Origin of the sequence: Nocardia sp. NRRL WC-3656, from assembly GCF_000720265.1 — a bacterium.
GTDB classification, from domain to species: Bacteria; Actinomycetota; Actinomycetes; order Mycobacteriales; family Mycobacteriaceae; genus Nocardia; species Nocardia nova.
Window position 1 is genome coordinate 70,729 of the sequence record NZ_JOJF01000031.1, and the last position, 22,823, is coordinate 93,551.

General features: G+C 69.6%; 21 protein-coding genes and 1 pseudogene. 7 read left to right on the plus strand and 15 right to left on the minus strand.

What is annotated here, in order from left to right; genetic code table 11:
• Window positions 1-672 (minus strand): DUF2064 domain-containing protein, encoded by a 672-nt coding sequence (locus tag IG65_RS0128870; RefSeq protein ID WP_030518098.1) that lies wholly within the window; start codon window positions 670-672, stop codon window positions 1-3.
• Window positions 669-1,331, minus strand: coding sequence for a glycosyltransferase family 2 protein (locus IG65_RS0128875; RefSeq protein WP_227462922.1), 663 nt, complete (start codon window positions 1,329-1,331; stop codon window positions 669-671). The genes IG65_RS0128870 and IG65_RS0128875 overlap by 4 nt, the downstream gene beginning before the upstream one ends.
• A 113-nt stretch (window positions 1,332-1,444) precedes the next feature.
• On the opposite strand from IG65_RS0128875, the gene IG65_RS38075 reads away from it, so the two are divergent.
• Genes IG65_RS38075 through IG65_RS0128890 form a run of 3 tightly spaced genes read left to right on the plus strand, consistent with a single transcriptional unit; the run spans window position 1,445 to window position 4,612 of the window.
• Window positions 1,445-2,851, plus strand: coding sequence for a hypothetical protein (locus tag IG65_RS38075; protein ID WP_369801605.1), 1,407 nt, complete (start codon window positions 1,445-1,447; stop codon window positions 2,849-2,851).
• A 5-nt stretch (window positions 2,852-2,856) separates the two neighbouring features.
• Window positions 2,857-3,546, plus strand: a complete 690-nt coding sequence (locus tag IG65_RS38080) for a response regulator transcription factor (RefSeq protein ID WP_030518101.1) — start codon at window positions 2,857-2,859, stop codon at window positions 3,544-3,546.
• Window positions 3,536-4,612 carry a sensor histidine kinase KdpD gene (locus IG65_RS0128890; protein ID WP_081879843.1) on the plus strand — a complete coding sequence of 359 codons (1,077 nt, stop codon included), beginning with the start codon at window positions 3,536-3,538 and terminating at the stop codon, window positions 4,610-4,612. Before IG65_RS38080 ends, IG65_RS0128890 begins: the two co-directional genes overlap by 11 nt.
• Before the next feature lie 9 nt (window positions 4,613-4,621).
• Here the strand turns inward: IG65_RS0128890 and IG65_RS0128895 are convergent, their stop codons facing one another.
• Both IG65_RS0128895 and IG65_RS0128900 read right to left on the minus strand, forming a co-directional pair.
• Window positions 4,622-5,686, minus strand: coding sequence for an NAD(P)-dependent oxidoreductase (locus IG65_RS0128895; protein WP_030518103.1), 1,065 nt, complete (start codon window positions 5,684-5,686; stop codon window positions 4,622-4,624).
• Window positions 5,687-5,925: 239 nt separating this feature from the next.
• The gene (locus tag IG65_RS0128900) at window positions 5,926-6,411 is read right to left on the minus strand and encodes a MarR family winged helix-turn-helix transcriptional regulator (protein ID WP_197039965.1); all 486 of its coding nucleotides are present in this window, start codon (window positions 6,409-6,411) and stop codon (window positions 5,926-5,928) included.
• Between the two features lie 224 nt (window positions 6,412-6,635).
• Between IG65_RS0128900 and IG65_RS0128905 the strand changes: the two genes are divergently transcribed.
• Window positions 6,636-8,243 carry a carboxylesterase/lipase family protein gene (locus tag IG65_RS0128905; RefSeq protein ID WP_081879844.1) on the plus strand — a complete coding sequence of 536 codons (1,608 nt, stop codon included), beginning with the start codon at window positions 6,636-6,638 and terminating at the stop codon, window positions 8,241-8,243.
• A 23-nt stretch (window positions 8,244-8,266) separates the two neighbouring features.
• Here IG65_RS0128905 and IG65_RS0128910 read toward each other — a convergent pair whose 3' ends face one another.
• Window positions 8,267-9,748: an amidase gene (locus IG65_RS0128910; RefSeq protein ID WP_030518106.1), complete on the minus strand. Its 1,482-nt coding sequence runs from the start codon at window positions 9,746-9,748 to the stop codon at window positions 8,267-8,269.
• A gap of 342 nt (window positions 9,749-10,090) precedes the next feature.
• Between IG65_RS0128910 and IG65_RS0128915 the strand changes: the two genes are divergently transcribed.
• Window positions 10,091-10,549 (plus strand): NUDIX hydrolase, encoded by a 459-nt coding sequence (locus tag IG65_RS0128915; RefSeq protein WP_051757110.1) that lies wholly within the window; start codon window positions 10,091-10,093, stop codon window positions 10,547-10,549.
• Here IG65_RS0128915 and IG65_RS39390 read toward each other — a convergent pair.
• The 3 genes and pseudogenes from IG65_RS39390 to IG65_RS0128925 all read right to left on the minus strand — a co-directional run.
• Window positions 10,539-10,787 (minus strand): annotated as a pseudogene (locus IG65_RS39390) (NAD(P)H-binding protein); the annotation flags it as partial. The gene IG65_RS0128915 and the pseudogene IG65_RS39390 overlap by 11 nt on opposite strands.
• Window positions 10,788-10,806: 19 nt before the next feature.
• Window positions 10,807-12,102, minus strand: a complete 1,296-nt coding sequence (gene cbiE / locus IG65_RS0128920) for a precorrin-6y C5,15-methyltransferase (decarboxylating) subunit CbiE (protein WP_081879846.1) — start codon at window positions 12,100-12,102, stop codon at window positions 10,807-10,809.
• A 123-nt stretch (window positions 12,103-12,225) separates the two neighbouring features.
• Window positions 12,226-12,981 (minus strand): SDR family NAD(P)-dependent oxidoreductase, encoded by a 756-nt coding sequence (locus tag IG65_RS0128925; protein ID WP_030518109.1) that lies wholly within the window; start codon window positions 12,979-12,981, stop codon window positions 12,226-12,228.
• Between the two features lie 43 nt (window positions 12,982-13,024).
• Here IG65_RS0128925 and IG65_RS0128930 point away from each other — a divergent pair, with 43 nt between their 5' ends.
• Window positions 13,025-13,435, plus strand: a complete 411-nt coding sequence (locus IG65_RS0128930) for a TIGR03618 family F420-dependent PPOX class oxidoreductase (RefSeq protein ID WP_030518110.1) — start codon at window positions 13,025-13,027, stop codon at window positions 13,433-13,435.
• 55 nt (window positions 13,436-13,490) lie between these two features.
• Here IG65_RS0128930 and IG65_RS0128935 read toward each other — a convergent pair whose 3' ends face one another.
• Window positions 13,491-14,618 (minus strand): Xaa-Pro peptidase family protein, encoded by a 1,128-nt coding sequence (locus IG65_RS0128935; RefSeq protein ID WP_030518111.1) that lies wholly within the window; start codon window positions 14,616-14,618, stop codon window positions 13,491-13,493.
• A 103-nt stretch (window positions 14,619-14,721) separates the two neighbouring features.
• Here IG65_RS0128935 and IG65_RS0128940 point away from each other — a divergent pair, with 103 nt between their 5' ends.
• Complete coding sequence (locus tag IG65_RS0128940) at window positions 14,722-15,687, plus strand: 5'-3' exonuclease (protein ID WP_030518112.1); 966 nt, start codon at window positions 14,722-14,724, stop codon at window positions 15,685-15,687.
• A gap of 63 nt (window positions 15,688-15,750) precedes the next feature.
• Here IG65_RS0128940 and IG65_RS37300 read toward each other — a convergent pair whose 3' ends face one another.
• The 6 genes from IG65_RS37300 to IG65_RS0128970 all read right to left on the minus strand — a co-directional run bounded on the left by IG65_RS37300 (window position 15,751) and on the right by IG65_RS0128970 (window position 22,822).
• Window positions 15,751-16,488 carry a DUF4333 domain-containing protein gene (locus IG65_RS37300; protein ID WP_030518113.1) on the minus strand — a complete coding sequence of 246 codons (738 nt, stop codon included), beginning with the start codon at window positions 16,486-16,488 and terminating at the stop codon, window positions 15,751-15,753.
• 104 nt (window positions 16,489-16,592) lie between these two features.
• On the minus strand, window positions 16,593-19,289 hold the full coding sequence (locus IG65_RS0128950) for an RNA helicase (protein ID WP_030518114.1): 2,697 nt from the start codon (window positions 19,287-19,289) through the stop codon (window positions 16,593-16,595).
• On the minus strand, window positions 19,286-20,275 hold the full coding sequence (gene tatC / locus IG65_RS0128955) for a twin-arginine translocase subunit TatC (RefSeq protein ID WP_030518115.1): 990 nt from the start codon (window positions 20,273-20,275) through the stop codon (window positions 19,286-19,288). Before tatC ends, IG65_RS0128950 begins: the two co-directional genes overlap by 4 nt.
• A 111-nt stretch (window positions 20,276-20,386) precedes the next feature.
• Window positions 20,387-20,677, minus strand: coding sequence for a Sec-independent protein translocase subunit TatA (gene tatA, locus IG65_RS0128960; protein WP_030518116.1), 291 nt, complete (start codon window positions 20,675-20,677; stop codon window positions 20,387-20,389).
• 100 nt (window positions 20,678-20,777) lie between these two features.
• Complete coding sequence (locus IG65_RS0128965) at window positions 20,778-21,821, minus strand: 2-dehydropantoate 2-reductase (protein WP_036526000.1); 1,044 nt, start codon at window positions 21,819-21,821, stop codon at window positions 20,778-20,780.
• On the minus strand, window positions 21,818-22,822 hold the full coding sequence (locus IG65_RS0128970) for a YafY family protein (RefSeq protein WP_030518118.1): 1,005 nt from the start codon (window positions 22,820-22,822) through the stop codon (window positions 21,818-21,820). The genes IG65_RS0128965 and IG65_RS0128970 overlap by 4 nt, the downstream gene beginning before the upstream one ends.
• Between the last annotated feature and the right edge of the window lies 1 nt (window position 22,823).

Sequence of the window (22,823 nt, forward strand, 5' to 3'; positions counted from 1 at the left end):
TCATGCGTGCGGAGCCGTCAGCGATCCGGCCGCCGCCGCGAACAGCCCCTGGCAGCCCGCTGCGACCTCGGCGATATCGGAGTACAGATCGACATCGTTGAGTTCCCGCAGCATCTCGACGCGACAACCGTTGCGCAACAACGCCTCCCGAGTGAGCGCACCGGTTCGATCGGTGGACATCGGCACCTCCGCGAGGACTCGTGCCGGGCGCACGTCACACAGCCCCAGCGCCCACCAGCCGCCGTCGGCCGCCGGCCCCAGCACCGCATCCGGGCCGGCCAGCAGCCGAGCCCCGCATTCGGCCAGCAGCGCCGGCCCGGCCTGCGGGGTGTCCATTCCGATCTGCAGAACGGGCAGCCCGAATCGCGCCGCGTCGGCGTGCGCATTCGCCAGGCGCACACCGAAACCGTCGCCGCGCTGCGGGACCACATCGAAATCGCGCAGGGCCGAACCTATTTCGCGTGCGCGGCAGGCTCGCTCCAGGTCGCCGGTCCACGCGACCACGCCTTGCGCCGCGCCGCAGTCGCGCACCGCGGCCAAGGTGTCCAGGAGCGCGGCGGCGGCCAGATCCGCCGCCTCGGCCGGAGCCAGCGGCGGGGTCAGCCGGGTCTTGGCGAATCCGGCGACCGGCGCCTTCGCCACCACCAGCAGCGTCAATGGCAGAACAGTCATCGCACACTCCAGAAGTCGCGGGCGGCACGTACCGTCCCGATTACCGAACCGGACACTTTCGACACACCGTGGGTGCGCGGCCGATAGGTGACATCACGTTCGACCACCTTCCACCCGGCCCGCGCCGCGCCGGCCAGCAGGGCCAGCGGATATCCCGACCGGGGATGCAGCGGGCCCAGTGCCACCAGCTCGGAGCGACGGATCACGCGCATCGCGGCCAGATCGTGCACGGGCAGCCCGTAATGGCGCCGCAACCAGTGCGCCAGCAGCCAATTGCCCAGGCGCGCATGCCACGGCCAGGCGCCCCGGACCGGGCGGCGGCGCCCGGCCACCATGGTCACATCGGGGCCCAATTCGGCCACCAGCAGCGGCAATTCGTCGGGCGCCATCGAACCGTCGCCGTCGAGCACCGCCACCAGTTCGGTTGTGGCGGCCGCGATCCCGGCTTGGACGGCGCTGCCGTAGCCCGGGACGGATTCGACGACCACCGTCGCGCCCGCGGCACGCGCCACCGCGGCGGTGTCATCGGTCGAACCGTTGTCCACGACGACCACCCGATACTCCGTCGGGACCGCCGCCAGGACGCCCGGTAGCGCGTCGGCCTCGTTCCGGCAGGGAATCACCACGGTCAGCTCTCCACTGGCTTCGACTGGGGTCACGTGTCGACCGTAAGGCCGATCGGACGAAAAACAGCTGGTGACACAGGTGACGAAAGTATGACGGCACGATCGCGTGCGCGCCGCGTCGCACCGACGGGACCTACGGTGAACGGGTGAGCGATACCCGCAGCAGCACCGCATCGCATACACGGCGAGTATCGGGCGTGCGCGCCGATGTCGCCTGCGCGGCAGCAGCGACGATCCTGGTGGCGGCCGCCTTCCTCGTGCCGAGGATCAGCACACCGCACTATCGCGAATCGCTCTACGCCGCGGCGGCGCCGATCTTCGGCTCCTGGCTTCCACATATCGGCTGGGGTACGGGCCCCGCGATCGTGATCGCCGTCGCCGTGGTGCTCTACGGCCCCCGGCTCGCCGCCACGCTCACCTGGCGACGGCTGCTGCCGGCCACCTGGGTGACCGCACTGGCGTGGGCGTTCTCCCTGGCCATGGTCGACGGGTGGCAGCGCGGATTCGCCGGCCGGCTCACGACGATGCACGAGTATCTGCACGAGGTCGGCGGAGTGCACGACATTTCGGCCATGCTGCGCGGATTCTCCGCCCGCATCCTGGACTTTCAACCCGATTCGTGGACCACGCACGTGTCCGGTCATCCACCGGGCGCACTGCTGGTGTTCGTCTGGATGGACCGGATCGGGTTGGGCGGCGGCGCATGGGCTTCCACGCTGTGCGTGGTGGTCGGCTGCAGCGCGTCGATGGCCGTGCTGGTGGCGATGCGGGCGTTGGGCGCGGAAAGCAGGGCGCGGGCGGCCGCACCGTATCTCGCCCTCGCGCCCGCGGCGATCTGGCTGGCGGTCTCGGCGGACGCGTTCTTCGCCGGAGTGGTCGCCTGGGCGGTGGCCGCGCTCGCGGTAGGACTCGGCGGCGCGCGGCCACGTCCGCTGATCCTGGTCGTCTCCGGGGTGCTGTTCGGATTCGGCATCTATCTCAACTACGGACTGGTTCTGATGGCCGTCCCGGCCGCGGCGGTGGCACTGCTGCGCGGTGTGCGAGCGGTGTGGCCCGCGGTGCTGGGCGCGCTGGCGGTCGTCGCCGCCTTCACGCTGTCCGGCTTCTGGTGGCTGGAGGGTTATCACCTGGTGGTGCAGCGCTACTACCAGGGCATCGCGACGACGCGTCCCGCGTCCTACTGGATCTGGGGAAATCTGGCGGCGACGGTGTGTGCGATCGGATTGGCGTCTGCCGCGGCGCTGCATCGGCTTCCGGGTGCGCTGCACCTTCCCGCGCTCACGCAGATTCGCGCCGCCCCCGCGGCGGCGTTCGCGCGCTGGCGCGCCCGCGCGGACCCGGCGGCGCTGCTGGCCCTGGCCGCGCTGACCGGTCTTCTGCTCGCCGATCTCAGCGGCCTGAGCAAGGCCGAGACCGAGCGGATCTGGCTGCCGTTCGACATCTGGGTGATCGGCGGAACCGCCTTCCTGCCGGCGCACACCGCGCGCGCCTGGCTGACCGTCCAGGCCGTCGGCACGCTGGTGCTCGCCCACCTCGTTCTCACGAATTGGTGAGCGCGGTGCGCATTTTGATCGCCGATGACGATCCCGTCGTGCGTGAGGTGGTCCGCCGCTACCTCGAACGCGACGGCATGGAGGTCACCGAAGCCGCCGACGGCGTACAGGCGGAACGCGCACTCGACGGCGGTGACATCGATCTGGCCGTTCTCGACGTGATGATGCCCGCGCCCGGCGGCATCGAGTTGTGCCGGTCGGTGCGCGAGGGCGAGCGTCCCGAGACACCGATCATCATGCTGACGGCCCTCGGCGAGGAGGAGGATCGCGTGCTCGGGCTGACAGCGGGCGCCGACGACTACCTGACCAAGCCGTTCAGTCCGCGCGAGCTGGCGCTGCGGGTGGCGTCGGTGCTGCGCCGCACCCACGGACCGGCGCCGACGGCCGGTGTGCTGCGCAGCGGCGAGATCCGCCTGCGGCCGGCGGCCCGGACGGTGGATATCGCCGGTCGGCCGGTATCGCTGACGGCACGCGAATTCGACCTGTTGTCTTTCCTGCTGGCCAATCAGCGGCGCGTGTTCAGCCGGACGGAACTGCTCGCGGCGGTGTGGGGCTGGGATTTCGGCGACCAGTCGACGGTGACGGTGCACGTCAAACGCTTGCGTGCCAAACTCGGCGATACCCACCGGATCGAGACGGTGTGGGGGCGGGGCTATGCCTGGGGTACCGGGACAGGAGTCGATCGTGCCGAATGATGTTGCGGGACTGGTCGGATGGGCACTGGCCGGGTCGGTGCCGGTCGTCGCGCTCGGAGCGGTGCTGCTGCGCGCCTTTCGCAATCGGGCCCTCGGGCTGTCGATGGTGATTCTGGTGTTGATCCCGACGCTGGCCACCCTCAGCGGTTTCATCGCCGTCAGCGGTCTGATGTTCAGCGACGCGCTGGCCAAGATGTCGGTGGTCCTCGTCGTGGTCACGGCGGTGACCGTGCCCGCGGCGGTCGTCTTGGGCCGGGCGCAGGCACGGCAGCTGGTCTGGGAGAAACAGATGCTCGATCAGGAGCGCGCCGCCGAGGCGTCGCGCCGCGAACTGGTGGCGTGGGTCAGCCACGATCTGCGCACACCGCTGGCCGGGATCCGGGCGATGGGCGAGGCGCTCGCCGACGGCGTGGTCGCGCAGACCGGAGATGTCGAGCGCTACGGCAGGCAGGTGGTGCGTGAGACCACGCGATTGTCGGGCATGGTCGACGACCTGTTCGAGATGTCGAAGATCAACGCCGGAGCCCTGCGCCTGCACCTGGAACCACTGGATCTGCGCGAACTCATCGACGAGGTGGTCGCCGCCACCGAGCCGGCCGCCGGGCGTGCGGGAGTGAAACTGTCTGCCCGGCAACCGGATTCGTCGATCACCGTGGCCGGCAGCGATCAGGCGCTGACCCGGGTGCTGACCAACCTCGTGGCCAATGCGATCGCGCACACCCCGCCGGGCGGATGTATCGACATCTCGGCCGGGGCCGCACGCGCCGACGCCTGGGTGCGCATCGACGACACCGGTCCCGGCATCACCGAGGCGGATCTCCCCCGCATTTTCGAGGCCGGGTATCGCGGCACCGCCGCGCGCTCGCCCGCGGCCGAGGGCGGAGGTAGCGGTATGGGCCTGGCGATCGCCGCCGGTCTGGTATCGGTCCACCACGGCGAAATCAGCGCGTCGAACCGGGAACGAGGCGCTCGCTTCGACATTCGGCTGCCACTGCTCGACGGTGCCGGCCCTGCCACGGTGTCGCCGCCCGCTCACGAGCGCGGGTTGTCGATCTCGTCGTCCTGAGCGTCGCCGTCAGTGCCGCCACTGCGGCGCCCCCGCACCGGCGGCGGCCCGCAACGGAGCGGTGGCGAAGTCGGTGAGCCCCTGCGTGGGATCGATCGCCGCGGTGAAGCCCAGCAGTTCGCGGGCGCGATCCGGTCCCGCGACGATATGCCGCACATCGCCCGGCCGGAACTCGCCGGTCACCACCGGCTCGGGACCGCCCTGGGCACGGGCGAGGATCGCGGCCACCGCGCCGATGCTGATCGGATGTCCCGACGCGATATTCAGCGCCGTAAACCGGTCCAACGGCTGTTCCACGGCCCGCCGGTTGGCGTCGGCGATATCGGTCACGTGCACGAAGTCGCGCATCTGGGCGCCGTCCTCGAATACGCGCGGCGCCGCCCCCGCCTCGAGCGCCGACCGGAAGATCGCGGCCACACCGGAATACGGTGTATCCCTGGGCATCTCGGGTCCGTAGACGTTGTGATAGCGCAGTGCGGTCACCGTCGAGCCGGTGGCCGTGGCCCACGCCGCGGCATAGTTCTCCTGCGCGAGTTTGCTGGCGGCATACAGGCTGCGCGGGTCCAGCGCCGCGTCCTCCGGCACCGGCGCCCAGTGCAGTGGCATACCGGTGTCGGGGTGGCGATGGTCGAATACGCCGCGCTCGAGGTCTGCGCGCCGGCGTGGCAGCGGCGTCGCCGCCACGGAATCGGCTGTGCGATAACGCCCTTCGCCGTACACCACCATCGACGATGCCAGCACCAGCCTGCGACAACCGGCCCGATCCATCGCTGCCAGTAGTACCGCCGTTCCCAGATCGTTGTGACTGGCGTAGGCGGGCGCATCCTGAACGGTCACCCCCGCACCCACCACCGCGGCCTGATGGCACACCACATCGATTCCCGGCAGCACACGGTCGAGCGCGTCCTGGTCGCGCACGTCGACGCGATGCAGCCCGGCCGGCGGCCGGGCCTCGACGCCGTGCGCCGCACTGAGCATCGCATCGACCGCCACCACCTCGTGCCCCGCATCGGTCAGCGCGCGCCACACGTGAGATCCGATAAACCCGGCCGCTCCGGTCAGCAGAATCCGCATACCGAGATTCTGGCCACGGTCGCGGCGCGATGCGGGGACGCGGCGCCACCGGTAAGCAAACCGTCATAATTCGAAACGACTCTCGGCCATCGCGAATCCGCCTCCGCAGCCGTGCGGATAGGCCTCGGCTCTTCCCGATCACCGGCGCACATGCCGAATACATCGGTGGCGCGACCATTCGCATCGACGGCGGCCTCATCAAAAGCGCCTTCTGACGGACTCTCCGGGCGGCGACACCGTCACCGCGACCCCGGCTGACCGCTGAGCTCCGCGAGCAGCCGCCGCAAGGCGGGGACCGCCGATTCCACCGCCCGGCGATCGGCGGCGGACAGCCGGGCCAGCGTTTCGCGCAGCATCGCCGCGCTCGCGCGGTCGTACCGATCCAGCAGCTCGCGTGCCCGCGCCGACGCGACGAGCATCGCCCCACGCCCGTCCCCCGGTGTCGGCAGCCGCTCGACGAGGTCGTCCGCGGTCATGGTGCGCAGCAGATTGCTGATGGTGGACTGTGCCACGTTCAATTCGGCGGCCGCCCGGCTCGGTGCGACTCCGCCCGTCGCCACCAGGAGCCGGAGCAGTTCGATCTGCGCTTCCGGGAGGTCCGGCAGATCCTCGGCGGCTCGCGTGCGACGCAGGACCGCCCGGCGCAGCGGTCCGAGCAGCGCGCTGAGTTGGGCGTCCACCGGCACCCGCGAGACCGGATCCGTTCGTGAGGCCGAGGTTTCCACCCCCACATTCTGCCCGCACGACCGGCGCGGGCCCCGCGGAGAGGATATTTGGGCGCCACGACATACTTACTTTTGCATTGAAAGTATCTACGAATATCGCTGCCGCGCAACCAGAAACGAATGCGTGCGCGACGGCCCTGGCTTTCGCGAAAACGGTGCGCGAGGCGAAGGCGCCCGCCTACAGTACTTTTGCTGCAAAATTAAATGGAGTCAGGGAGCTTCACATGTCGATCCCCACTGCCCCTCGCACCGGAGCGCGGCGGCTGTCCTCGATCCTGGTCAGCGTCGTCGCGGTAGCGATAGCCGTTATGGCGCCGACCGCCCACGCCGCACCGGACGCCGGTTCGGAGCCGGTTGTCGGTGTCACCGGCGGGCAGATTCGCGGCGTGCGCGCCGACGGTGTCGTTCGATATCTCGGGGTGCCGTTCGCGCAAGCCGCCCGGTTCGCGGTGCCGCAGCCCGCACCGCCCTGGCCGGGTGTCCGTCCGGCGGTCGCCCACGGACCGCAATGCCCGCAGGCGTCTCCCGTGCCCGGAGTGGTGTTGCAGCCGTCGAGCGAAGACTGCCTCAGTATCGACCTCTATGTGCCCGAACACCCGGCCGGCACCGCGCTGCCGGTGATGGTGTGGCTCTACGGCGGCGCGTTCGTCCTCGGATCCAATGCCCAATACGACTCCCCCGCCCGCCTGGTCCGCGACGGACAGGTCATCGTGGCGGTCCCGAACTATCGCGTCGGGCCCTTCGGCTTTCTGGCCCTGCCCGAACTTGCCGCCGAAAACGGCGGCGCGACAGGGACATACGGCACCCTCGATCAGCAGGCCGCGCTGCGCTGGATCCACGACAATGCGACAGCCTTCGGCGGAGATCCCGGCAACGTCACGCTGTTCGGTGAATCCGCCGGCGGCATGAGCGTCTGCACCCAACTCGCCTCCCCGACAGCGCGCGGCCTCTACGCCAAAGCCATCGTCGAAAGCGGTTCGTGCGCACGCAGTCCCCTCGCACCACCCACCCCGCAGGTTGCCTATCAGCGATCCGGCGACTACGCATCCAGCCTGGGCTGCGCCGACCCCGCCACCCGGTTGGCGTGTCTGCGCACCTTGCCGGTCGATCGGCTCCTCGACTCTCCGACGACGCAACTGAACACCATGGCCGTCACGTGGACACCCATCCGCGACGGGGTCGCGGTGACCGCCACGCCCGAGAACGCCCTGGCGGGCGGCGCGGCGCGTGACATTCCATTGATTGTGGGCAGCAATGCCGACGAAGGCTCGACCTTCATCGCGCTGCTCGACTACGGACACGGAACCACGCCCTCGGCAGACGATTACACGAAGTGGACCCGAGAACTGTTCGGCGACAACGCCGATCGCGTACTCCAGCGCTACCCGATCGCGACGTATCCCACACCCGCGGCCGCCAAGGAACGCGTGCTCACCGACGGATTCTTCGCCTGCCCAGCACAATTCACCGCCGAGACCGCCCGCCGCGGCGGCGCACAGGTGTGGCGGTACCAGTTCAACGACGCACCCCTGCCACCCAATCCGCTACTGCCGGGCGCGTTCCACGGCGCCGAGGTCCCCTACGTCTTCTCCTCGCTCATGGGCCTGCCCATTCCGTTGCCGCCCGCAGCCGACCGGCTTTCGCGCGATATTCAGGCCAGCTGGGCGCAATTCGCCCACACCGGAAATCCCGAAACACCGGCCCTGACCCCGTGGCCCCATACCGCCGCCGACACCACCCTCGAGCTCGGCAGCGACCGCATCGGACCCGCCGGCACCTTCGCCGCACAGCACCACTGCGACCTGTGGGCCGGTATCGATCACATCGGATAGAAGGCGACCGTTGCGCGCCGGTTTCAGCTCTGGAGCCGGCTCCGTTCGGCGACCTTGTCGAACCACGGCGCCGCCTGCTCGACCTGGGCGGCGATCTTGATCAGTGTCGATTCTCCGCCCAATGGGGCCACGAGTTGGACCCCCAGGGGAAGTCCGTCGGCGGTCCAATGCAGCGGCAGGGAGATCGCGGGTCTGCCGGTGATATTGGCGAGCTGGGTGTAGGGCACCCAGCCGAGATTATTGTTGATCAAGTCGTCGACGATCGAGGTGTGCTTGAGCAGGCCGGCGGTACGGGTCTTGAGAATCGCGTCGGTCACGCGTTGGAGCGACTTCGGCAATTCGAACTCCCCGATCTTGGGCGGCGGGGTGGCCATCGTGGGCGTCAGCAGCAGATCGTGGGTCCGGAAGTACTCGGTCAGTCGACGCGCATGGCCGTGCCGGGCCTCGACGGCGGCGACGTACTCCGGGCCTCGGGTCGCATTGCCCAACGCCGCCATGACCAGGGTGTCGCGTTCGAACCCCTCGTTGCCGCAGCCGGAGATCCGGCGCGCGTCGGCGACCTCGTAGGCGATGTAGACGAACCAGGTGAGCAAGAACTCGCCGGCCAGGGCAGCGTCGTCGAACGGTGCCTCTTCCAGGATTTCCACCTGGTGACCCAGGTCGGTCAGTACTCGCGTTGCCGCCTCGACCGCCGCGTAGGCCTCGGGGTCGGGTTCGGGCGTAATGGCTGTCGGGATCCGCACGCCGATCCGAAGCCGGCCGGGATCCTGGCCTACCGCGTCGCGGTAGGGCCCGGCCACCGCCGGCTGAAACGGACCCCACGATTCTCCACCGGCGATGACATCGAGCATCCCGGCGGTGTCGCGGACCGAGCGTGTGACGACCCCTTGAACAGCGGCGCCGTGCATGAGTTCTCCGGTCCCCGGCCCCATGGGGGTCACCCCGCGTCCCGGTTTCAGACCCACGAGCCCGCAGCAACCGGCCGGAATCCGGATCGAACCGCCGCCGTCGTTCGCACCGGCGGCGGGAACGATGCCCGCCGCGACCGCCGCCGCGGAACCGCCCGACGACCCACCCGGCGTTCGCGACAGGTCCCACGGATTTCGGGTCGGTCCCCAGAGCTCGGGCTCGGTGATCGCCTTGGCGCCGAACTCGGGCATATTGGTCTTGCCGAAGATCATCAGGCCGGCGTCGAGCCACCGCTGAACGATCGTCGCGTGCTCGGTCGCCGGAGTCGTGCGCAACGACCGCGATCCCTGCGAGGACGGGAGCCCGGCGTAATCCATTCCGAGATCCTTGATGAGGAACGGGACACCGGCGAAGGCTCCCGTGCGCTCCGCGTCGGCCGAGCACGGGACGTCGGCGATGATCGCGTTGATCCGCGGGTTCACCTCGGCGGCGCGTTCCCGGGCTGATGCCAGCAGTTCGGCGGCCGTGACCTCCTTCTTCGCGACCAGTTCCGCGAGACCGGTGGCGTCGTGTCGGCGGTACTCCTCGAAATTCACCTGCACTCCTGATTTCACTCGACCGGTCACACCACGCGCGCGAGTTCCAGCGTCCGCTCGAACTCTACGACGAGCGCTGCACGCCCGGAGCAATACCGATGGTTCACCGAATCCGTCCTTCCCGACCGGCTTGCCCCCGGTCGAGACCGCCCCCGTGGCCCTCGGACGGGAACCCGAGCGCGCCGAAGGCGCCGACCACGCCAACGGTTCGACCGTGACACACCAAGGCGACCGAATCCGCCCTTCGCGCACCGCTTCCGGTCTACCGTAATAATGGGTCGTCTTGTACTGCCCGTGTGGTGCACCGATCGAGGGTTGGTGAGTCGGATGATCTCTACATCCATGCTCGACGAACTGTACGAAAGCGCGGAAAAGGACGGTGTCGCACTACGAATCGGCACGATCATCGATCGCGGCGGGGAGGTTCTGCTGCTGGAACGTGACGACAGCGGCCCCATCAAGGCCACCCTCAAACTTCCCGGCACCACCGTCGAACCCGGCGAGCCGCTGGACGCGGCCGTGGCCCGCGGCGTCGCCACCGAGACCGGGCTGATCGTCACCCGAATCCGTTGCCACGTAGGCTCTTTCGACTATCTCTCGCCCGGCGGAAAACCGGTCCGCCGCCTGCATTTCGCCGTCGACGTGGCCGCCACGTACCCCATCCGCCTGTCCGTGCACAGCGCCTACACCTGGGCGCCACTGGGCAGCGACCTGCGCGTGACTCCCTCCATTCGCCGCATTCTCGAGGACTACCGCAAACTTGCCGAGGCTCGAACCCCGTTGTCGGAAACCTTGGGATGAGATCAGCCGGATCTGCGTAGTCGCCCCCGTAAGCCATGTGCAGGACGCCGTCGGCGGCTGCCGCGCCGCTCCGCAGACCGTCGAGGTCGTCCAGGGAGCCCGGATGCGTTGTCGCGCCCAATGATTCGAGCCGGGCGGCGGCGGCCTTCGAGCGGGCCAGACCGGTCACGGTGTGGCCGGCCGCGATGAGTTCGGTGACAACTGCGGGCCCGGTCTGATACAGACGGACTCCCAACACTGACCAGCGCCACGTTTCGCTATTCAGGCGATACGGACCGATCGGTCGGCTTGACTGCGATCCACTGCGCGACCGGTAGATGCGGGCGCCAGGCCGTGAATCCGCCGAGCGGCTCACCCCGGTAGATCTGGAATTTCCGCAGTTCACCGCCGTGCGTCGCGGCCCAGCGCAGCAGCAGCGCCTCGGATTCCGCGGTCACGGCGTTGGCGACCAGCCGTCCCCCTGGCCGCAGCCGGTCCCAGCATGTCGCGAACAGTCCGTCCTGAGTGAGGCCGCCGCCGAGGAAGATCGCGTCCGGCGTTGGATCACCGGCCGCGGGCAGATCGGCGGGCGCCTCGCCGCGCACGACGATCGCGGGCACTCCGAGCGCCGCGGCGTTGGCCGCGATCTGGTCGCGCCGCGCGGCACTGCGCTCGAATGTGATTGCGCGGCAGTCGGGATGGGTTCGGCACCATTCGATCGCGATGGTGCCCGACCCGCCGCCCACATCCCAGAGCAATTCGCCGGGCGCGGGCGCGAGCGCGGCGATCGACAGGGTGCGGACCTCCGCCTTCGTCAGCTGTCCGTCGCCGCCGTAGGCGGTATCGGGCAGTCCCGGAAGCCGGGTGAGCCGGGGTGCGGCCGGATCACGGACCGCCTCGACGGCGACGATGTTCAGCGGATCCCCGGGCGGCCGCGACCACTGCGCCGCCGTAGCGGCGACGATCCGCTCGGCGGGACCACCGAGCTGCTCCAGCACGGTCAGTCGTGATTCACCGAAACCGTTGCACCGCAACAGTTCCGCCACCCGAGCCGGAGAATGTTCGTCGGCGCTGAGCACCAGCAACCGCCGGCCGTCGGCGAGAGCCGGCAGAACCGTCTCCAGGGGGCGGCCGACGATGCTCACCACCGGTGTGTGCGCACTCGCCCAGCCCAGTCGCGCACAAGCCAGTGTGGCCGAGGACGGCTGCGGGTAAACCCGGATCGCTTGCGGGCCGAGCAAGTTCGCCAGCGTGACGCCGATGCCGTAGAACATCGGATCACCGCTGGCCAGTACGCAGATACGCGAACCGCGATGCGCGGCCAGCAGTTCCGGCAACGCGGGCAGCAGCGGTGTCGGCCAGGCCCGGCGCTGCGCGGTGCTCGCGTCGGCGGGGATCAGATCCAGCTGGCGGCGCGATCCGAAAAGCACCTGGGCCGCGGCGATCTCGTCACGCATGCGCGAACTCAACCCCGGCCAGCCGTCGGCGCCCATGCCCACCACCGCGATGAGGCGATCGTTCTCCGGTGCGTTCTGCGTGGCTCCCGTTGCGAGAGTGTGTTTTTCGCCTGTCATACCGTCACCGCACGCCGTCGAGGCACTGCCCCGACCCGCAGACCTCTGCCGCGCACGCGGGCAACGGCACTGACGTGCTTGTGGCGCAGCGGTTCTGCCGCTCAGCCGGGATAGACGCGCGCATCAGCGGGGCATCCGGCGCCAGACGGCCCGCGGCACCCATCGGGCCACCGCAAAAGCGAATCGCAAGGTGCGCGGTACCCAGACTTCGCCCGCGCGCCGGTGCAAGGCGGTGACCACCGCGTCGGCCACCTGCTGCGGTGTACTCGACAGCGGCGCCGGGCTCATGCCCTCGGTCATCCGCCCGACCACGAAACCCGGCCGGACGAGCAACAGGTGAACGCCACTGCCGTGCAACGCGTCCGACAGTCCCGAGGCGAATCCGTCCAGCCCCGCCTTGCCCGATCCGTAGACGTAGTTGGCGCGTCGCACCCGCACCCCGGCGACCGAACTGAACACCACCAGCTGCCCGCTGCCCTGGGCGCGCAGCAGATTCGCCAGCACCGTCAGCAGGTTCACCTGCGCGACGAAGTCGGTGCGCAGTACCGCGACCGCCGCGGCCGGATCCTGTTCGGCGCGGGCCTGGTCGCCCAGTATCCCGAAGGCCAGGATCGCCACCCCGATACGGCCGTGGTCGGCGGCCAGTTTCTCCAGCAGCGGCTGATGGCCGGACAGGTCGTCGGCGTCGAACTCCACCGGATGGACCGCACGGGCGCCCGCCGTGCGCAGCATCGCGGTCTCCTCCCCCAGCCGATCGCTGCGGCGCGCCGCGAGCACGACCTCGCGGTCCGCGCAGATCCGGCGGACGACCTCGAGTCCCATCTCGCTGCGCCCGCCGAACAGTACGATCACCCCGTCGTCGACCTCACGCACACCCATGGCGCATAGTCTGCCATCGGCGCCGGTTGCTAGCGTCGCAGCCATGACGAGTACCGCGGCCGCACGCATCGACCTGTCTCCCAGCGCGCTGGAATTCGTGACCGAACGGCATCTGGCCACGCTCACCACGCTGCGTGCGGACGGTACACCGCACGTGGTCGCGGTCGGCTTCACCTGGGATTCCGAGGCCGGCATCGCGCGGGTGATCACCAGTGGTCCCAGCACCAAGGCGCGCAACGCGGACCGGCGCGGATACGCCGCGCTGAGCCAGGTCGACGGCCCGCGCTGGCTCACCCTCGAGGGCCCGGCCGAGGTCTGGACCGAACGCGATCAGGTCGCCGACGCCGAAGCTCGCTACGCCGAGCGCTACCGCACCCCGCGGGAGAACCCGCAGCGCGTGGTCATCGCGGTGCGCGTCGCGCGGGTGTTGTCGAGCAGCACCCTGCGCGGCTGAGTTCTCCGCGCCGGGTTCTCCGCGCCGGCTCAGCGATGCCTGTACTCGTTCGACCTCACAGCACCGTGAGACCGTGCGGACGCCGGTTCACAGGTTCGCCGCCGTCTTCGGTGACCACCACGATGTCCTCGATCCGGGCGCCCCATTCGCCGCCGAAGTAGATGCCCGGCTCGATGCTGAACGCCATCCCCTGCCGCAGCACGGTCTCGTTGCCCGCCACGATGTAGGGCTCCTCGTGCACCGACAGCCCGATGCCGTGGCCGGTGCGGTGAATGAACGCCTCGCCGAAACCCGCCTCGGACAACAGGTTCCGGGCCGCGGCGTCGACCGATTCGGCGGTGACGCCCGGTCGCACGGCAGCCACCGCGGCGGCCTGGGCGCGTTCGAGTGCGGCGTAGCGCTCGGCGATCTCCGGATCGGGCTCCCCCAGCACGTAGGTGCGGGTGGAATCGGAGAAATATCCGGGTTCGACGGGGCCGCCGATATCGATGACCACCACGTCACCGGCTTCGATGATCCGGTCGGAATGGCTGTGGTGCGGGTTGGCGCCGTTGGGTCCGCTGCCGACGATGACGAAATCGGCGCGGTCGTGTCCCTCCTCGACGATCGCGGCGGTGATGTCGGCGGCGACCTCGGCCTCGGTGCGGCCCGGCTGCAACCACTCACCCATCCGGGCATGGACCCGGTCGATGGCCGCACCCGCGCGGCGCAGAGCGTCGATCTCGGCGGCATCCTTGATCATCCGCAACTCGCGGATGATCGGGGTCGCCGACACCGGCAGTGCCGTCAGCGCGTCCGCGATCGGAAGCAGATGCAGGGCGGGCATGGCATCGTCGACCGCGACTCGCGCGCCCGCGTTCAGCGTCGACTTCACGACCCCGTACGGGTCCACGCCGTCCACCCACGACACCATGTGCAATCCGAGTTCACCGGCCGCCGAGCCGTCCAGCGCGGAGAGCTCCAGCTTCGGCACCACCACCGACGGGGTTTCGCCGCTGGCCGGGACGACCAGGCAGGTGAGCCGCTCGAAGGATTGCGCGGCCGACCCCAGCAGATATCGCAGATCCGGTCCGGGCGTGATCAGCAGCGCGTCCAGATGTGCCGCGCGGGTCAACTCCGCCGCCCGCTCCAGCCGCTTGCCGTAGATCTCGGCACCGAATCGTGACTCCGTATGCGCGCTCATGCGATACGACGTTACCTGCCGCGCCGGACACGGTCCGGGCGATCACGACGTTCGCGACCGGGTCGTGGCCCGATTGTCGGTGCCGCCCGGTAGCGTCTGCGCCATGCTCACCTCCAGTGCGAGTGACCGGCCACTGCTGCTGCTCGACGGCGCCAGCCTGTGGTTCCGGGCGTTCTATGCCATCCCGGAGAAGATCACCGCACCCGACGGCCGGCCGGTGAACGCACTGCGCGGCTTCACCGATATGGTCGCCGCGCTGATCACCCGGCACAACCCGGGCCGCCTGGTGGTGTGCCTCGATCTCGATTGGCGCCCGGCCTTCCGCGTCGAGCTCGTACCCTCCTACAAGGCGCACCGGCTCGACACCGGCGCCGATGCCCAGCCGGGCGCCGAGGAGGTGCCCGACACCCTCACTCCGCAGGTCGACATGATCGCCGAGGTGCTCGCGGCGGCCGGGATCGCGACCGCCGGTGCGGCCGGCCTGGAGGCCGACGACGTGATCGGCACCCTCGCCACCCGCGAGCGCGACAACGAGGTGATCGTGGTCAGCGGTGACCGCGATCTGCTGCAGGTGGTGCGCGCCGACGCGCCACCCGTCCACGTCTTCTACGTGGGCCGCGGGCTGGCCAAGGCAGAACTGTACGGCCCTGCCGAGGTAGCCGCGAAATACGGTGTGCCGCAGGAGAATGCGGGCCCGGCCTATGCCGATATGGCGACACTGCGCGGCGATGCGTCCGACGGCCTGCCCGGTGTCGCCGGTATCGGCGACAAATCCGCCGCCACGCTGATTTCGCGCTACGGCTCGCTCGAGGCGCTGGTGGCCGCGGTCGCCGACCCGGCATCGGATCTGGCTCGTGGCGTGCGCGCGAAACTCGCTGCGGCCGAAGAGTATTTGAAGGCGGCCGCACCGGTCGTGCGGGTCGTCCGCGACGCCGAGGTCGACCTGTCCGGCCCCGATCTGCTGCCCGCCGAGCCGGCCGATTCGGACCGGCTGCACGCGCTGGCCACCGCCTACAACGCCGAGAGCCCCGTCAAGCGACTGACCGCCGCCTTGGCGGCGAGCGCCTGATACCTGGCATTCATCACCGCCACGAGAACGTGGCGCCCGGCGATGGCTCCGGGCGCACGGCACTCAGTTGGGCCGGCCGACCTCGTAGGTGCCGTCGTCCTTGGTGATCTTGACGGTGACCTTCTTCTGCTCGCCACCGACCTTCAGGGTGCAGTCGAACGTGCCGCCGACCTCGACCTTCTGCCCCGAGGGGCAGCTGACGTTCTGAACGTCGTCGATGCCGTAGGAATCCTTGAGGACCTTCTGCACGCCGTCCTGCACGGCCTTGTTGTCCAGTTTGTCGCTGCCCAGGAAGACGAAGGCGAGGACCACGGCGACGACCACCACGACCAGCACGCCGATACCGCCGAAGAGCAGGCCCTTCTTCGACTTCTTGGCGGGCGTGGTGCTCAGCTGCGGTTCCTGCATCCCCCACTGCTGCTGCGACTGGTCGGGCTGCGGCGCCCACCCCTGCTGGGTGGGCTGCTGCTGCGCCCACTGCTGCTGCGACGGCTGCGGCGGCTGCCCCCACTGCTGCTGGGTCGGCTCCCACGGCTGCGCCTGGGCCGGTTGCTGCTGGGGCCAGGACGGCTGGCTCTGGCCACCCCACTGCGGCTGCTGCGCCTGTTGCGGTTGCGGCGCCCACTGCTGCTGCGACGGTGCGGGCTGGCCCCACTGGGGCTGCTGCGGCTGCTGGCCACCCCACTGCGGCGGCGGTCCGGACTGGCCGGGCTGCGGCTGCCCCGACCACTGCTGGGTCGGATCGCTGCTGTGGCCCTCCCCTGGGCCAGGGGTCTCGTTCGGTCCGTACGGGCCGCTCATGTGCCTGCCTCCACTCGCACTCGTCGTCTCACATCCCCCCGCGTGAGGTGATCAGGCCCTCACCACGGTCGGTACCGGTAGTCATCCAATCACAGCCCGGCACGCTACGCGGCGTCCACCGCCACAACGCCACGCCGGATGGCACGCACCGACTTGGCGGCGGTGGCGGCGATTTCGGTGTCGTCGGCGGTCTGGTGGATCTGGTCGAGCAGATCGATCACCTGCCGGCACCAGCGCACGAAGTCGCCCGCCGACAACGCACTGCCCTGATCGCCACTGGCCAGCAACGATTCGGCCAATCCGTCTCCGCGGGCCCATTTGTAGATGCCGGTGACGAAGCCGAGATCCGGTTCCCGGGTCGGCGGCAGTTTGTGCTTGGCCTCGTCGGTGCGCAGCTGGCTCCACACGCCGATGGTGGCGCCGACCGCGCGCCGCACCGGCTCGGTCGGCCCGGACGGGCCGAGGTAGCCGCCCTCCTGCCGCGACTCGAAGACCAGCACCGACACCACGCCCGCGAGTTCGGCGGCACCGAGCCCGCGCCACAGCCCCTGCCGAAGGCATTCGGCCACAACGAGATCCGCCTCGGTATAGATCCGGGCGAGCCGCCGGCCGTCGGCGGTGACCTCCCCGGCGTCGACATAGCCGCGCTCACTCAGCAGCGCGACGATCCGATCGAAGGTGCGCGCGAGCGAATTCGTTGTCGCAGCGACCTTCTGGCGCATCGACTCGGTCTCGCGCTCGAGCCGGTTGTAGCGCTCCCCCAGCCGGGCCAGCTGCTCCCGGTCGGGCCGGGAGTGGGCGGGATGAGCGCGCAGCGCCCGCCGCAGCGTCGCCAGTTCCCGATCGTCGGCCGCGCGGGCACGACCACCGCGCCGGCCCCGCCCGGGTACGGCGATCCCGGTGCTGCGCAACGCCGAGGCCAGATCACGGCGCGCCCGCGCGGTGCGGTGGTCGACGTGGCGCGGCAGCCGCATCCGGCCCAGCGGCTGAGCGGGGGTCGGGAAGTCGGCGGCCGAGACGCGACCGGCCCAGGTGTCGGCCGTCAGCACCAGCGGCCGCGGATCGCCCGGACTCGCGTCCGGTTCCAGAATCACCGCGAGACCCTGGCGGCGCCCGGTCGGGATGGCCACCACGTCACCGCGGCGCAGCGAGGTCAGCGACTCGACCGCCGCCCCGCGCCGGTCGGCGCGGCCCTGCCGTTCCAGTTCGCGTTCGCGCTGTTTGATCCGCTCTCGCAGCGACAGATACTCGAGGAATCCGTCGTCACCGATCTGCGAGCGCAGCTTGCGCACCTGCGCCTCGTTGCGCTCGATACCGCGGACCAGGCCCACCACCGAGCGGTCGGCCTGGAACTGCGCGAACGAGCGCTCCAGCAGCTCTCGCGACTGCGCGGCGCCCATCCGGTCGATCAGGTTGATCGACATGTTGTAAGCGGGCCGGAACGAGCTGCGCAGCGGATAGGTGCGGGTCGAGGCCAGGCCCGCGACGGCGCTGGTGTCGACATCGGGGTGCCACATCACCACCGCGTGGCCTTCGATGTCGATGCCACGCCGCCCGGCTCGGCCGGTCAGCTGCGTGTACTCGCCGGGAGTCAGCTCGGCATGGGTTTCGCCGTTGAACTTCACCAGCCGCTCCAGCACCACCGTGCGCGCCGGCATATTGATGCCGAGAGCCAGTGTCTCCGTGGCGAATACGGCCCGCACCAACCCACGGACGAACAATTCCTCCACGGTGTGCCGGAAGGCTGGCAGCATGCCGGCGTGATGGGCGGCCAGGCCGCGGAAGAGCGCCTCCCGCCATTCCCAGTAGCCGAGCACATCGAGGTCGGCGCGCGGCAGATCACCGGTATGGCGTTCGATCACCGCCTCGATTTCCGCCGCCTCCTCGGGACGGCTCAGATCCAGGCGTGAGCGCAGGCACTGAGCGAGGGCGCCGTCGCAGCCGGCCCGGCTGAAGATGAACGTGATCGCCGGCAGCAGCCCTTCCTCGTCGAGGCGGGCGAGCATCTCCGGGCGCGGCAGCGGCCGGAAGTCGCGGCGCGGACCACCGCGGTGGCGCGGACCGGACCAGCCGTTCATCCGGTCGGCGGCCTCGCGATGTTTGATGTAGCGAACCAGATCCTCGTCGACGAGGATTTTCTGATCGCTGGACTTCGTATCGAACAGATCGAACAGCCGCCGCCCGACCATGACGTGCTGCCACAGCGGCACCGGCCGCGTCTCGTCGACGATGACCGCGGTATCGCCGCGTACGGTCTCCATCCACGCGCCGAACTCCTCGGCGTTGCTGACCGTCGCCGACAGGCTCACCAGCCGCACCTCCGGCGGCAGATGCAGGATGACCTCTTCCCACACCGCGCCGCGGAATCGGTCGGCCAGATAGTGCACCTCGTCCATGACGACGAACGACAGCGCGTGCAGCGCGTCCGAACCCGCGTAGAGCATGTTGCGCAGCACTTCGGTGGTCATGACCACGACCCGGGCGTCCGGATTGATCGACTGATCACCGGTCAGCAGTCCGACCGCGTCGCGGCCGTAGCGATCCACCAGATCGGCGTACTTCTGATTCGACAGCGCCTTGATCGGGGTGGTGTAGAAGCACTTGCCACCGGCCGCGCGGGCCAGGTGCACGGCGAATTCCCCGACGACGGTCTTACCGGCGCCGGTCGGCGCGCACACCAGCACACTGTGCCCGTTCTCCAGCGCCGCGCAGGCCTGCTGTTGGAACGGGTCCAGGGAGAATTTCAGGTCGGCGGCGAATGCCGCGAGTTCGCCAGTCAGCGACGGTTGTCCCACGCTCAGAGGGTATCGGAGTAGTCCGACACCGGGCGCGGAGTTTTCGGCGCGGGCTCGGCCGAGACCGGTCCGCTCGCCGTCACGGGACGGGCGGGCTCCACCGGGCTCACACCGTCCAGATCGTCGGGTCCGGCCAGCGGGGAGGCCTCGTCGTCGGACAGCGCGCCCCAGTTGTCGCCCCGGCGCGCGCGGCGTCGGTCGTTGAGCCGCGCGATCTGCACGGCGACCTCGAACAACACGGTGAGCGCGGCGGCCAGCGCCAGCATCGAGAAGGGATCCTGCGGGGTGACGATCGCGGCGAAGACGAACAGCCCGAAGATCATGCCGCGGCGCCACTTCTTGAGCCGCTCGTAGGTCAGCACGCCGACCATGTTCAGCCCGATGATCAGCAGCGGCGTCTCGAAGCTGACGCCGAAGATGATCAGCAGCTTGATGATGAATCCGAAGTACTGACTACCGCTCAGCGCGGTGATCTGCACATTGCTGCCGATTCCCATCAGGAAGCTCAGCGCGTGTGCCACCACCCAGTACGCGAGGACCGCGCCGGTGACGAACAGCACCACGCCGGAGGCGACGAAGCTGATCGCGTACTTGCGCTCCTTGGCGTAGAGGCCGGGCGTGACGAACGCCCACAGCTGGTACAGCCAGATCGGGCAGGCCATCACCACACCCGCGGTGAAGGCGACCTTGAACCGCAGCATGAACTGTTCGAACGGTGCGGTGGCCAGCAGCCGGCAGGCGCCGTCGGTGGTCAGCTGCGCACGATGTTCCGGCGGCAGCGAACAGTACGGGCCGCGCAGCAGATCACCCAGGCTCTCGATGCCCAGGAAGGAGTGCGAGTACCAGAAGAATCCGAGGATTGTGGTCAGCGCCACCGCCAGCAACGACTTCAACAGTCGCGAACGCAACTCTTGCAGATGTTCGACCAACGACATGGTGCCGTCGGGATTCGTCCTGCGCCGGCTACGGCGGGGGTCGAACGGAATGCGCATGGATGTGACTGCCTCGCTGATCACCTGGCCGGATCCGGATGAAACGCCCAACCGCCATCGCACCGCCACCCCGCGGGCGTTGCCGGGGTGACGGCCTCGAGACGGACCGAATCAGGCCGTGTGACGATCCTTGTCGGCCTGCGGGGCCGGATTCACCGGCTGGGCAGGCGGCAGTTCGGCCGCGGGCGCCGACTGCTGCGCGGTGCCGGACGTGTTCGCCGACCCCGTGTTCGCAGAACCCGCGTTCGCCGAGCCCTCGGAATGCATCTCGCTCATCTCGCTCTTGAAGATGCGCAAGGAACGTCCGAGACCCCGGGCGGCGTCGGGCAGCCGCTTGGCGCCGAACAGCAGCAGGATCACCAACGCAATGATGAGCCAGTGCGTCGGGCTCAATGAACCCATCGAAAACCTCCCAAGACTGTGGTATGTCCGATGCTACCGGACCCCGATCCGACGACTACGCGCGTCGTCACCCGTAGAACGGCCGGATGCCGGCGCGGGTTCAGCGCGACACCGGTCCCGATGCCGCCGCGGTCGCGGCCCCGCGCAGCTCCGCGAGCAGGTCCGGGCCGGTCCAGCGTCGTTCGTCGCCGTTCTCGGCGGCCCGGATCAAGGCGACCAGCCGCGCGTTCACCGGGGTAGGCACGGCCACCATCCGGCCCAGCTCGACGATCTCCCCACAGAGCCAATCTATTTCGGTGCGCCGGCCCAGGGTCAGATCGTCGGCCATCGACGAGCGCGCCATCGGGTCCACCGCGAGCACCCGTCCGGCCACCCGCTCGAAGACGGCATCGGGAACGGTCAGCAGGCGGGCCATCACGCGCGGCGGCAGGACGGTCAACCGCGCGGGACGGATCCGGGCCCGCCGCATCACCGCGAGTGCCTCACCCTGCGCCAGCGCCAGGCAGCGCCGGTAGTCGCGGGCGGCCAGTTCCTCGCGCAGCGGCCTGCCCGACAGCGCGTTGATCGCGTTGTTGAGGTTGAGCAACAGCTTGGCCCATTGCACCGGGCGCAGATCGGAATGGCGGTCCAAGGGCAGCCCGGCCCGCTCGAACAGCGGCGCGAATCGAGACAGCGCCGGATCTTCGGACACCGCCACGGTGCCGCCGGTCCCGCGATGGAAATGGCCGGGGCCGCTGTGGACGACGTTGAACATCACCATGCCCGCCGAGACCACCGCCGCGGGCAGCACCTCCCGGATCGCCGCATCGTTGCCGATGCCGTTCTGCAGGCTGATCACCACGGTGTCCGCGCGCACCCGATCGCGCAGCTGCGCCGCCGCCTGGGCGGTCTGCGCCGATTTCACGGTGACCAGCACCAGGTCGGCGGTGGCCGCGCTGTCCGGTTCGGTCTCGGTGCGGAAACCGCTCGCCGCGACGCGGTCGTCGCCGCCGTCCAGATCGGTCAGCCGCAATCCGTGGGCGCCGATCTCGTCCAGCAGCTGCGGGCGGCCGACGAAACTCACCTCGGCACCGGCGGCGGCGAGCTTGCCACCGACGAACAGACCGATGCTTCCGGCGCCGAGCACCGTCACCCGGAACGTCACGCGGGCCCGACCTCCTCGACCATGTTCCGGTCGTATCCGAGATCGCCGACGTGGTCGTAGGCGGCCAGCGCCGCGGCCGAGCGTTCCCGCACCGCGCTCACCAGCTCGGGCGGTCCCAGCACGGTGACACCCGAACCGAAGCCGAGCAGCAGTCGCGCAATCCAGCCCAGCGTGGCGAACCGCATGGTGGCCTCGACGCTGCCGTCGGGATGCACCACCACCGGATGCATCGGATACTGGTCCAGCACCCACCCGTAGTCGGCACGAATCCGCAAGCGCGCCAACGCAACTGCCGGATCGTCGGAGAACAGGTCGAGACCCGCGGACTCCTCGGTGGCGTGGCTGGGCGGGTTCGCCGCCTCCTCGAGTTCGGTGGCCTCCTCGATCCGGTCGAACCGAAACAGCCGCACCCCCTCGGCCTGCCGGCACCACGCCTGCAGGTAGGAGTTGTTGTCCACCAGCACGATTCGGATCGGATCGACGACGCGTTCGGACACCACATCCCGGCTCGCCGAGTAGTACACCAGCCGCAACGCACGCCCGTCGGCCAGCGCGGACCGCACGGTGGTCACCGCCGGCGCCTCGGCCGGTTCCGCGGTGTCGGGTTCGCTGCGATGCCCCGCCTCGCCGGAGATGGCGGATTCGATCTTGGCGGTGGCCGACCGCGCGGCCGTGGGATCGACCATGCCCGGCAGATCCGCGATCGACCGCAGGGCCACCAGTAGCGCCGTCGCCTCGATCGAGGTCAGCCGCAGCGGCCGCTCGATACCGGCGGAGAAGGTGACCTCGATGCTCTCCTCGGAGAACGACAGATCGATCAGATCACCGGGACCGTAGCCGGGCAGTCCGCACATCCAGAGCTGATTGAGGTCGCTCATCAGCTGTTTGGTGCTGACACCGAGTTCCGCGGCCGCCTCGGGCGCACTGATCCCCGGATTCGCGAGGAAGTACGGGACCATATTCAGCAGCCGGGACAGCCGCGTCGACAATCGGCTGCTCATC